The sequence below is a fragment of the Rhodococcus sp. H-CA8f genome, from assembly GCF_002501585.1.
Classification (GTDB): Bacteria; Actinomycetota; Actinomycetes; order Mycobacteriales; family Mycobacteriaceae; genus Rhodococcus_F; species Rhodococcus_F erythropolis.
Genome location: NZ_CP023720.1, coordinates 3,454,555 through 3,465,735 on the forward strand (window position 1 = coordinate 3,454,555; position 11,181 = coordinate 3,465,735).

An 11,181-nucleotide genomic window follows, 5' to 3' on the forward strand; every position below is an offset into this window, starting at 1 on the left:
AAATCCGGCTAGATTCGTGTCAGACCACACAGCGGGAATTGCGAAAGCCTCCGTGTTTGTCGACAGCTCGAATGTTGGCAGGAGGCACCGACAGGTTTCTGCGCGATTTGCACCAGGCACTTTTTCAGACACAGCTTTTTCAGACACGACTTCTTCAGACACGACTTCTTCAGACACGGAGGCAACAGGCCATGAAGGACGATCGCTCCAGCACAGCCGCGGAGGCAGGAGCTTCTGCAGTTCCGTCTCCGTCGAGCGAGACGCTCACCGAGCGTCAGCGGCGCGTTCTCGAAGTCATCCGCGATTCGGTGACGGAGCGCGGGTATCCGCCGAGCATTCGCGAGATCGGTGATGCGGTGGGGCTCACCTCCACGTCGTCGGTCGCACATCAACTGCGAACGTTGGAGCGCAAGGGCTTCCTTCGACGCGATCCCAATCGCCCTCGCGCAGTCGATGTTCGAGGTCTCGACGAGGTTGCGGCCGATACCGCCATCGCGTCGGTGTCAAAGCATTCCGGCGAGTACAACAGTGCCGACCCGCTACCGGAGCCGGCGTTCGTCCCCATCCTGGGTCGCATCGCTGCCGGCGGACCGATCCTTGCCGAGGAAGCGGTAGAGGACGTGTTCCCACTCCCCCGCGAACTCGTCGGCCAGGGTTCGCTCTTCATGCTCAAGGTTGTCGGCGAGTCGATGATCGATGCAGCGATCTGCGATGGCGACTGGGTTGTCGTCCGTCAGCAGAACGTCGCGGAGAACGGTGACATCGTGGCCGCCATGATCGACGGCGAAGCCACCGTGAAGACGTTCAAGCGTACGAAGAAGGAGGTGTGGCTGATGCCGCACAACGAACTCTTCGAGCCGATTCCCGGCAACAACGCCGTCATCCTGGGCAAGGTTGTCACCGTCATGCGGAAGATCTGAGTTCGCTCGCACCTCGATCACAAAACTCTGGGCCCCGGCATCAGCTGGGGCCCAGAGTCTTTTCGTGACGATCAGCGGTCCATCACCCGAATCAGAGGTTCAGCGAACGTCCGATGATCTCCTTCATGATCTCGGTTGTGCCACCGTAGATGGTCTGCACACGAGAGTCCATGTACGCCTTGGCAACCGGGTATTCCTTCATGTAGCCGTAGCCTCCGTGCAGCTGGAGGCAGCGGTCGATGAGCTTGACCTGGGCTTCGGTGGTCCACCACTTCGCCATCGCAGCTTCCTGCACGGTCAGCTTCTCGGCATTGAGCTGCTCGATGAACTTGTCCACCAGGATGCGCACTGCCGTGGTCTCCGTTGCCAATTCGGCCAGTACGAATCGGGTGTTCTGGAAGCTGCCGATCGACTTGCCGAATGCCTTGCGGTCGCGGCAGTACTGGATCGTGCTCTCGAGAACCGATTCCATTGCGGCAGCGGCAACGACGGCGATCGAGAGTCGTTCCTGGGGAAGGTTCTTCATCAAGTAGAAGAATCCCATTCCCTCTTCGCCCAGCAGGTTGGCAGCGGGAACGCGTACGTCGGTGAAGCTGAGTTCGGCAGTGTCCTGAGCCTTCATGCCGATCTTGTCGAGGTTGCGTCCACGCTCGAAGCCAGGCATGTCCCGCTCGACCACGAGGAGGCTGAAGCCCTGAGCACCCTTGTCCGGGTCGGTGCACGCGACAACGATGATGATGTCGGCGTTGATTCCGTTGGTGATGAAGGTCTTCGAACCGTTGAGGACCCAGTGGTCCCCGTCGCGAACCGCTTTCGTCTTGATGCCCTGCAAGTCGCTACCGGTACCCGGTTCGGTCATCGCGATCGCCGAGATCAGCTCACCCGACGCGAATCCGGGTAGCCAACGCTGCTTCTGCTCCTCGTTGCTCAACTCCAGGAGGTACGGTGCCACGACGTCGTTGTGCAGCGTGAAGCCGATACCACTGAACCCACCCTTGGTGGTTTCCTCGGTGATGATCGCGTTGTAGCGGAAATCCTTGACACCGCCGCCGCCGAATTCCTCAGGGACCGCAGTTCCCAGGAAGCCCTGCTTTCCGGCCTCGACCCAGACGTCACGATCGACGATGTTCTGCTCTTCCCACTTCTCGTGGTTCGGTGCCACGTGCTGTGCCAAGAACTTCTGGTACGACTCCCGGAAGAGTTCATGTTCCGGTTCGAACAGGGTGCGCTCCACGCCGACTCCTTGCAATTCGATATATGGCACTTCAGTGATGTACCCGCTGGGGATATACCCGCTGGGGTGTATTCGCTGAGACTGGGCACGCCGAAGTGCGCGGGCCCACGTCACTGCCTCCGACGGTAGAACCTGTTGCGATACCCGTCGATGACCCGAACGATCACGATTCGTGACTGTAGCGGTTATCTGTTACTCGAAGTACGGAATTTGGCGAGATATCGCATGATCGGGTACGCGACGAGGATGCCGATCGATCCCCAGGCGATGCCGCCCAACTCGACCGAACCGATGGTCAGCGTCAAGTTCCCGATGCCGGCGACCAACGCCGCCGCGGCGACCGTGAGGTTGACCGGATCGGTGAAGTCGACCTTCGCTTCCATCCAGATGCGCACACCGAGAATGCCGATGAGGCCGTAGAGAACCATCGTTGCGCCGCCGATGACGCCGTTCGGAACCGTGAAGACCAGTGCGCCGAATTTGGGCGAAAATGCCAGGATCACAGCGGTAGCGGCGGCTACCCAGTACGCGGCGGTCGAGTACACACGCGTCGCTGCCATGACACCGATGTTCTCGGCATACGTGGTGGTTCCGGATCCGCCACCGGCGCCCGCCAAGGTAGTGGCGAGACCGTCGGCAAACAGTGCATTGCCGGCCAGATCATCGAGGGACTTACCAGTCATGGCGGACACCGCTTTGACATGTCCGACGTTTTCGGCGACCAGAACGATCACCACGGGGAGCGCGAGCACGATCACCGACCAGTCGAACGACGGTCCGTGCAGACTCGGCAGCCCGAACCAGTCCGCTTCGCGCAGAGCGGACACTCGTTCACTGTCGAGTCCGCCGATGACCGCGGCGAAAACCCAGCCGATCACGACGCCGACCAGAATGCCCAGCCGGCCGAGCAACCCGGGACCGACGACCGTGACCAGCAGGATCGAAACGAGCGTCACCGTGGCGATCAGCGGCTGCGATTCGAAGGAGCCGACCGCCGTCGGAGCGAGGTTGAGACCGATCAGCGCGACGACAGCGCCCGTCACCACCGGCGGCATGACGGCGTCGATGACCCGGCTGCCGATCAGACGTACGGCGACGCCGATCAACATCAACACGATGCCGACGGCCATGACGGCACCGAGTTGCGCGGCCGGGCCCGATCCTGCCGACGCTGTCAGCGGGGCGATGAACGCGAAGGACGAACCGAGATAGCTCGGGATCCGGCCCCGGGTGATGAGCAGGAACAGCGCGGTGCCGATACCCGAGAACAACAGCGTCGTCGTGACGGGGAAGCCGGTGATGGTCGGAACGAGCAGTGTCGCTCCGAACATCGCGATGACGTGTTGCATCCCGATTCCGATGGTGCGCGGCCAACTCAGTCGTTCGTCCGGCGCCACGACGGCTCCGTCGGCGATCCGCTTGCCGTCTCCGTGGACAGTCCAGCCGATTCCGCCGGCCCCGGTCATTGTTTCTCGTTCGATCACAGGTCGAAATACTAGAGGTCAGGCGCTCGGTCTCCGACCGAGACCAACGAAACCAGTTCAGCTGATTGCGTCAGCCGCCGCTTTGCGCGCTGCCACCGGATCACCGGTTGCCAGCACCGCTGCCGCAGCCGCCTCACATTGCGCCATGGTGACGGATCCGACCTTCGCGCCCACACCCGCGACCGACGCCGCAGCACAGGAGAGCGAGGAAACTCCGAGTCCGGCCAGAACACACGCCAACAGTGGATCGGCGGCCGCCTCACCGCAGACGCCGACGCGCTTGCCTGCCGCCTGACCGGCCTGGGCCGTACGTGCGACAAGGGCGAGCACCGCGGGCTGCCACGGATCGGTCAGGTCGGCGAGTTCGGAGGACATCCGATCAGCGGCCATCGTGTACTGAGCGAGGTCGTTGGTACCGATCGAGAGGAATTCGACGTGTTCGAGAATCTGGTCGGCCAACAGCGCCGCCGCCGGGATCTCCACCATCACACCGGGAACAAGATCGCGTGCCCGCACCGCATCGGCAAAACGTTTCGCCTCGGCCGGGGTGGCGATCATCGGTGCCATCACCCACGGCGACGAGTTGGTCGACGCCGCGGCTGCCGCGATCGCGTCGAGCTGCCGGTTTAGAATTCCCATGTCCTGCCAGGCGATTCGGACCCCACGAACGCCGAGTGCCGGATTCGCTTCCTCTTGATGGTTGGCGAATTTGAGCGGCTTGTCCGAACCCGCGTCCAACGTGCGAATGATGACCTTCTTTCCTGCGAAGGCCTCGAGAACCTCGGCGTAGATCGCCGCCTGCTCGTCTACGGTCGGTTCGGTCTCACGGCCGAGGAAGCAGAGTTCGGTCCGGAAGAGCCCGATGCCCCCCGCAGCAGTCGACGCCGCGGCGCGAGCGCCCGCGCCGTCTTGAACGTTGGCGAGAACGTCTACCGGCCGGCCGTCCGCCGTCTGGCCCGGTCCGGTCCAGGTGCTGACGCGTTCGCGATCGATCCGGGATTGTTCGACCAGTTCACGCGCGTGCCCGGGATCCGGCTCCGCGATCACGTCGCCGGTTGTTCCGTCGATCAGAATCGGTATTCCTGCCGAGATGGATTCCAATTCCTTCGCGGCGACGATGCACGGGATGCCCAACTGCCTCGCGATGATTGCCGTATGGCTGGTCGGGCCGCCGTAAATGGTCACGAGTCCGATGATCTTGGTTGCATCGAGGCCCGCGGTGTCTGCAGGAGCCAGATCGTCCGCGCACAGCACCGACGGTGTCTCTGGCATGGGAACTCCAGGTTCGGGTAATCCGGAGAGTTCGGCGATCACGCGATCGCGGATGTCCTCGAGGTCGGTGACGCGCTCGGCCATCAAACCGCCGACCTTGGTGAACAGCACCACGAACTGCTCCGTCGCCGCGATCGCAGCCTGCACCGGGGGCACTCCGCCGGCGATCGACTTCTTGGCCGCCCCGATCCAGCCACGATCAGCTGCCATCGCCGCGTTGGCCTGCAAGACCTCTGCGGCCGCGCCGGTAGCTTCGGCGGCCCGTCCGAGAAGGCGGTTCTCGACAGCCTTCGCCGCTCCGACGAAGGCGTCTACGGCGGCCTCTCGATCGGCCTCGTCGAGTGCCGGCGCATCGGTGACGAGTTCTGGTCGGCTGGACGGCCAGATCGCCGGTCCGTAGGCGATTCCAGGCACCACGGGGGTGCCGTGCACGGTGATTCGGTTGAGCTGTTCGGTCATCTGTCCTCCTTGAGCGATGGGCCCGGTGTCACACCGGATCACCTCGAGCGCGTAAAGCCCTCACCTTCGTTGTGACGAAGATTACTCCCAAGTCTTGACATGTCAACACACTCGGGCGTAAAACAACATAAAGCAACATTCACTGTGATCCACAACGCACCGTCGGATCACACTTCGGAATCGGAGAGCACGTGTACGCGGAAGAACGCCAACAAGCGATCGGCACCATGGTGTCGCAGCGCGGACGCATGTCCGTGGCGGCTCTGTCGGAGACCTTCGGTGTGACCACCGAGACCGTGCGTCGCGATCTGGCCTTCCTCGAGCGGATCGGACAGATCAGGCGTGTACACGGCGGCGCCGTTCCCACCGGATCCCTCCACGTCACCGAACCGGGCATGGCGGAACGCGATCAGACCCGCGCGCAACAGAAGGACCGGATCGCCCGCTGCGCGGTCACCTACCTCCCTCCCACCGGCGGCAGCGTGATCTTCGACGCGGGCACGACCACGGGCCGCATGATCCCCGAACTGCCGACCGAGAACGACTTCACAGCCGTCACCAATTCCGTCCCGATCGGCGCACGCCTGGCATCGATGAACTCGATTTCCCTGATACTGCTCGGCGGTCGAGTACGCGGGGTGACTCAAGCCGTGGTCGGCGAGGACGCCCTACGCCTGCTGAGCACGTTGCGAGTCGACGTCGCCTTCATCGGAACGAACGCGATCAGCGTCGGGCACGGACTCTCCACTCCGGACAGCGAAGAGGCCGCCGTCAAACGAGCAATGGTCAAAGCCGCCAATCACGTTGTGGTGGTGGCCGATTCCACCAAAGTCGGCCGCGAGCACTTGATCAGCTTCGCCCCGCTCGACAGCATCGACGTCCTCATCACCGACGAAGAGATCAGTCCCACAGACACATCCGAGTTCCACGACCACGGAATCGAGGTGGTGATCGCATGATCGTCACACTGACAGCCAACCCGAGTATCGATCGGACCGTGCAACTCGAGCAACGGCTCGAACGAGGCTCCGTCCTACGCGCCCACTCCACTCGCAGCGACCCCGGCGGCAAGGGGGTCAACGTCGCGCGTGTTCTCGCCGCAGCCGACCTCGACGTTCTCGCGGTACTGCCGGGAAACGGTGGTGACCCTCTGCTCTCGGCGCTGGCAGCCGGTGGGATTCCCCACATCGGTGTCGCCACAACGGGTCTGGCTCGCACCAACATCACCATTGCGGAACCGGACGGGACAACGACGAAGATCAACGAACCCGGCGCAACGCTGTCCGGTTCGACGCTCGACGCCCTGGCACAGGAGTTGATTGTCCGCGCCGATACCGCACTGTGGTTCGCGCTGTCCGGCTCACTGCCCCCCGGCGTTCCGCTCGGGTGGTACGGCGAACTCGTCGCGGCGCTGCGCGATCACCCGTGCAAGGTGGCGGTCGACACCTCGGACGCCCCGCTGACGGCACTCGCCGGAGCGTTCCCCGGCGCGGCACCCGACCTGCTCAAACCCAACGGCGAGGAACTCGCACAACTGACCGGCGTCGACGGCCACGTCCTCGAACGTGCTGCCGAGAACGGTGATCCCGGGCCTGCAATCACGGCGGCGCAGCGATTGGTCGACCGCGGCGTCGGCAGTGTGCTCGCCACGCTCGGCGCAGCAGGTGCTGTCCTCGTCACCGCCGACGGCGCGTGGATCGCCACCGCTCCCCCGATTGTCGCAGTCAGTACCGTCGGCGCAGGCGATTCTTCGCTGGCCGGCTACATCCTCGCCGAAGCGGGAGGCGGCTCGGAATCCGAGCGGTTACGTCACGCGGTCGCCTACGGAAGCGCCGCTGCCTCCCTTCCCGGCACAACTCTTCCCACGCCCGAACAGATCGATCTGGCAGCGGTTTCGGTATCTGCAGCCGATGCCTCCTCTCCCATCCCCGTCCCCACCGAACTCGCCTGACGCCCTAAGGAACCTGACATGTCCGATACCAACGCAGCCGGCGGTTCCGGCCCCGAGATCATCAGTCCCGAACTGATCTCACTCGACACCGACCTGGGTACGACCAAGGAAGATGTCATTCGTTCTCTCGCAGCGCGACTGACTGCAGCGGGACGAGCGAGCGACGCCGCGGGGCTGGTCGATGCCGCACTCGCTCGCGAAGCGCAGTCCGCGACCGGACTGCCGGGCGGAATCGCCATTCCCCACTGCCGCGCCGAGGCCGTCTCGTCCGCGTCCCTGGGATTTGCTCGACTGGATCCGAAGGTCGATTTCGGTGCACCCGACGGCCCCGCCGATCTGGTGTTCCTGATCGCGGCACCCGAAGGCGCCGGAGCCGAGCACATGAAGCTGCTCTCGTCCTTGGCCCGAGCGCTCGTCCGACCCGCGTTTGTCACGTCGCTTCGTGAGGCGTCGACGCCGAACGAGATCGTGAGACTGGTCGACGAGGTACTCAATCCCGCGCCGAAGGATGCTCCAGCAAAAGCTGCGGCAGCCACACCCACTCCTCCTGTTTCCACCGGGAAACACGCCACCGAGGAGGCCCCGGCTCCAACGCCCGCGGAGCGTCACATCGTCGCGGTCACCGCGTGCCCGACCGGAATCGCTCATACCTACATGGCTGCGGACTCGCTCGTCGCCGCGGGTGAACGCGCCGGGGTCAAGGTTCACGTCGAAACGCAGGGCTCGAGCGGAAGCACCCCGCTTGACCCTTCGGTCATCGCCGGAGCCGCCGCGGTTATCTTCGCCACCGACGTCGGAGTGAAGGGCCGCGACCGGTTCGCCGGCAAACCCGTTGTCGCTTCCGGTGTGAAGCGGGCGATCAACGAGCCGGACAAGATGCTTGCAGAAGCGTTGCGCGCCTCCGAGAATCCCGCCGCCGCCACCGTGGACGGCACCGCCGCCGCGGCTGCGGATTCCGATGCCGGTTCCGTAGGGTTCGGCACCCACCTCCGTCAGGTCCTCCTGACCGGTGTCAGCTACATGATCCCGTTCGTCGCGGCCGGCGGTCTGCTGATCGCACTCGGCTTCCTGCTCGGCGGATACGAGATCTCCGGTCCTGCCAAGGACATCGTTCTCAACAACTCGATCACCAACCTTCCCGACGGTGGTCTGGCCACCTATCTCGGCGCAGTGCTGTTCCAGATCGGTTCGTTGGCATTCAGCTTCCTGGTGCCCGCGTTGGCCGGCTACATCGCCTTCGCTATCGCCGACCGGCCTGGCATCGCTCCCGGCTTCACAGCCGGCGCGGTCGCCGTGTTTGTCGGTGCCGGATTCATCGGCGGCCTGGTTGGTGGTCTCATCGCCGGTGTCGTCGCGCTCTACATCGGCCGGATCGCCGTCCCGCAGTGGCTGCGGGGCCTGATGCCGGTGGTGATCATTCCGCTGTTCGCGACGCTGGTTGTCGGAGCACTGATGTTCATCGTCCTCGGTCGTCCGCTCGCCGCGATCACCTCCGGTCTCACCGACTGGCTCAACGGACTGTCCGGCAGCTCGGCCATCTTCCTCGGCATCATTCTCGGCCTGATGATGTGCTTCGACCTCGGCGGACCGGTCAACAAGGCGGCTTACGCCTTCGCTGTAGCCGGACTCAACGTCAACGACCCGGCCACTTTGCGCATCATGGCGGCAGTCATGGCTGCCGGTATGGTTCCGCCGCTGGCCATGGCACTTGCCTCGACGGTGCTGCGTCCCAAGCTCTTCAGCGAAGCCGAACGTGAGAACGGAAAGGCTGCCTGGTTGCTGGGCTCGGCATTCATCTCCGAGGGCGCGATTCCGTTCGCCGCTGCCGACCCGCTTCGCGTGATCCCCTCGATGATGGCGGGCGGTGCCGTCACCGGTGCGCTGATCATGGCTTTCGACGTCACTCTCAGCGCCCCGCACGGCGGGATCTTCGTCTTCTTCGCAGTCGGCGGAATCGGCTGGTTCCTGGTCTCGCTCGCCGCGGGAACCGTGGTAGCTGCGCTCGCCGTCGTCGGAGCCAAGGAGTTCTTCCGCAAGGGGCCGTCCGATGCCGAACTCGACCCCGAAATCGTGCCCGCTGCGGCATGATCGACAGCAAGCAACGCTGCAGTCACCACTGTTGTCACCAAATCCGCCCAAAGACCCCACAACGTCCGCACCGATAGATTCACAACGAGGAGATCCCATGCCCAGCAAGACAGTTGCCGTCGGTTCCGCAGTCGGCCTCCACGCCCGCCCCGCCGCTCTCATCGCCGAAGCAGTCGGAGCCTCCGGCGCCACGGTCACCCTCGCAGTCGCCGACGGCGAACCGGTGGATGCAGGTTCGGCACTGATGATCATGACGCTCGGAGCCGCCAAGGACACCGAAGTCACCATCGAGTCCGACGACGCCGACGCACTCGCCAAGGTCGCCGAACTGGTAGCCGCTGATCTCGACGCCTGACCTGATGTCAGTCGGTGCTGTGTAGCGGGCCGGACACTCTCACGGAGTCAGTGCGAGTGTCCGGCCCAGCCAGTCCATTTCGAGTTCCAGAGCAGTGCCCCACACATCACCCGAGTGCCCGCCGGGAAGGGTGTAGTAGTCCACGTTCATGTCGGCGGCGCGCGCAGCCTCGAACATGATCTCCTGCTGAGGGCGGTAGATGTCGTCGTCTTCACCCGCGACGAATACACCAGACAACTGCGGATACCGATTCTGCGCCATCAGGTCTCGGGCGTTGACCGCGTCGAAAGCGTCTTCGTCGCCGTTGAACATCGCAGCCACAGTGTCCTCGTGGTCACCGGTCGACGGTTCGTCCTGGCCGGAGAAGTCCAGGAACGACGGGTATCGGTCCGGGAAGTTCACGGCCATTTCGATCGCGCATGTCCCGCCGTACGAAAACCCACCGATAGCCCATTGCGCAGCGTCCGGATTCACTTGAAGGTTCGATTCGATCCAGTTCGGGACGTCCTGGTCCAGATACGTCGCGACGTTGCCGAGCGCCGAATCCATGCAGCCGGGGTTGGCGTCGTAGTCCCCCAACGCATCGGGCACCACCACCACGGGGGCAAGCCCGGAATGCCTCGATGCATAGGCGTCGACTGTGGTCGCGAGACGGCCACTGTCCAGCCAGTCACTGGGGCTGCCGGGCTCACCCGCCACCAACACCAGGACGGGCAACTCCGCACGTGGATCGGCAAGATAGGCCGGCGGGAGATACAACGTCGCCGGCCTCGCGTCGAAACCCGAGATGTTTCCCGGAATCGACGCTTCCGTCACGACGCCGTTGCTCGGCATCCGCACCGGAACCTCCCAATGAGTTTCGGTGGGAAGTCCCCGCTGTAGCCGAGGTTCGGCCCCGGGGAGTGAATCGAAAGCAACGTGCTCGACCGAGCCGACCGGCCAGTGCCCGACCAGTGATCCGAGCGTGGGGTAAGTGCCGGTCTGGGCATTGACCTGACCCACCGCGACGATCGCGGCCAGACCGGCCAACACCGTCACGGAAAGGCCGCGGGCCAGTCCTGGACGCCGAAGGAGAACAAGCGCCGCGCCGATGACTCCGAATATCGCCAACGCTATCCACACAAAACTCGACAGGGGTAGCTGCGCGGGCAACGGTCGATAACTGAGCCACACGAACATCGCGCCGCTCGCGGACCCGACCACTGACAAGCCCAGTGCGACAAGCACGGCCCGACGCGGCAACCAACGAAGCAAAAGCAGCGCGCCGACGCCGACGCCGACGGAACCAACGAGCAGCGCTGCGGTGATGTGTCCGTGCTCGAGTGAGATACGCGAGAGCCGCGTCAGGAGTTGATGCCCGTGCATTCGTTCCAGTATCCACATCTACCGGCAGTCTGCGAATTCGTGGAATTGGTGGG

The 11,181-nt window shown here is 64.1% G+C and carries 9 protein-coding genes; 5 read left to right on the plus strand and 4 right to left on the minus strand.

The window, feature by feature from the left end:
• The first annotated feature begins 191 nt into the window (after window positions 1-191).
• A complete protein-coding gene (lexA, locus tag CPI83_RS16030; RefSeq protein WP_020723648.1) occupies window positions 192-920 on the plus strand; it encodes a transcriptional repressor LexA in 729 nt (242 codons plus the stop codon).
• 91 nt (window positions 921-1,011) lie between these two features.
• On the opposite strand, the gene CPI83_RS16035 is transcribed toward lexA, so the two are convergent.
• From CPI83_RS16035 to CPI83_RS16045, 3 genes are all read right to left on the minus strand, one after another.
• Entirely contained in the window at window positions 1,012-2,154 is a 1,143-nt protein-coding gene (locus CPI83_RS16035; protein WP_019748214.1) for an acyl-CoA dehydrogenase family protein, read from the minus strand.
• A gap of 185 nt (window positions 2,155-2,339) precedes the next feature.
• Window positions 2,340-3,620, minus strand: coding sequence for a solute carrier family 23 protein (locus CPI83_RS16040; RefSeq protein ID WP_020907537.1), 1,281 nt, complete (start codon window positions 3,618-3,620; stop codon window positions 2,340-2,342).
• A 75-nt stretch (window positions 3,621-3,695) separates the two neighbouring features.
• On the minus strand, window positions 3,696-5,369 hold the full coding sequence (locus CPI83_RS16045; protein WP_060938483.1) for a putative PEP-binding protein: 1,674 nt from the start codon (window positions 5,367-5,369) through the stop codon (window positions 3,696-3,698).
• A gap of 191 nt (window positions 5,370-5,560) precedes the next feature.
• Here CPI83_RS16045 and CPI83_RS16050 point away from each other — a divergent pair, with 191 nt between their 5' ends.
• The 4 genes from CPI83_RS16050 to CPI83_RS16065 all read left to right on the plus strand — a co-directional run bounded on the left by CPI83_RS16050 (window position 5,561) and on the right by CPI83_RS16065 (window position 9,763).
• Entirely contained in the window at window positions 5,561-6,328 is a 768-nt protein-coding gene (locus tag CPI83_RS16050) for a DeoR/GlpR family DNA-binding transcription regulator (RefSeq protein ID WP_020969481.1), read from the plus strand.
• Window positions 6,325-7,320, plus strand: a complete 996-nt coding sequence (locus CPI83_RS16055) for a 1-phosphofructokinase family hexose kinase (RefSeq protein WP_020969480.1) — start codon at window positions 6,325-6,327, stop codon at window positions 7,318-7,320. Before CPI83_RS16050 ends, CPI83_RS16055 begins: the two co-directional genes overlap by 4 nt.
• An 18-nt stretch (window positions 7,321-7,338) precedes the next feature.
• Entirely contained in the window at window positions 7,339-9,408 is a 2,070-nt protein-coding gene (locus CPI83_RS16060; protein WP_020969479.1) for a fructose-specific PTS transporter subunit EIIC, read from the plus strand.
• Window positions 9,409-9,505: 97 nt separating this feature from the next.
• Window positions 9,506-9,763, plus strand: a complete 258-nt coding sequence (locus CPI83_RS16065) for an HPr family phosphocarrier protein (protein ID WP_003942144.1) — start codon at window positions 9,506-9,508, stop codon at window positions 9,761-9,763.
• A 39-nt stretch (window positions 9,764-9,802) separates the two neighbouring features.
• Here the strand turns inward: CPI83_RS16065 and CPI83_RS16070 are convergent, their stop codons facing one another.
• On the minus strand, window positions 9,803-11,128 hold the full coding sequence (locus CPI83_RS16070; protein ID WP_232816760.1) for an alpha/beta hydrolase-fold protein: 1,326 nt from the start codon (window positions 11,126-11,128) through the stop codon (window positions 9,803-9,805).
• Window positions 11,129-11,181: the final 53 nt, after the last annotated feature.

Excerpts from the sequence above, each read along its gene's own strand:
- lexA (WP_020723648.1), top strand. The coding sequence starts at position 192 with ATGAAGGACGATCGCTCCAGCACAGCCGCGGAGGCAGGAGCTTCTGCA.
- CPI83_RS16040 (WP_020907537.1), bottom strand. The coding sequence starts at position 3,620 with ATGACCGGGGCCGGCGGAATCGGCTGGACTGTCCACGGAGACGGCAAG.
- CPI83_RS16045 (WP_060938483.1), bottom strand. The coding sequence starts at position 5,369 with ATGACCGAACAGCTCAACCGAATCACCGTGCACGGCACCCCCGTGGTG.
- CPI83_RS16055 (WP_020969480.1), top strand. The coding sequence starts at position 6,325 with ATGATCGTCACACTGACAGCCAACCCGAGTATCGATCGGACCGTGCAA.
- CPI83_RS16060 (WP_020969479.1), top strand. The coding sequence starts at position 7,339 with ATGTCCGATACCAACGCAGCCGGCGGTTCCGGCCCCGAGATCATCAGT.
- CPI83_RS16065 (WP_003942144.1), top strand. The coding sequence starts at position 9,506 with ATGCCCAGCAAGACAGTTGCCGTCGGTTCCGCAGTCGGCCTCCACGCC.
- CPI83_RS16070 (WP_232816760.1), bottom strand. The coding sequence starts at position 11,128 with ATGCACGGGCATCAACTCCTGACGCGGCTCTCGCGTATCTCACTCGAG.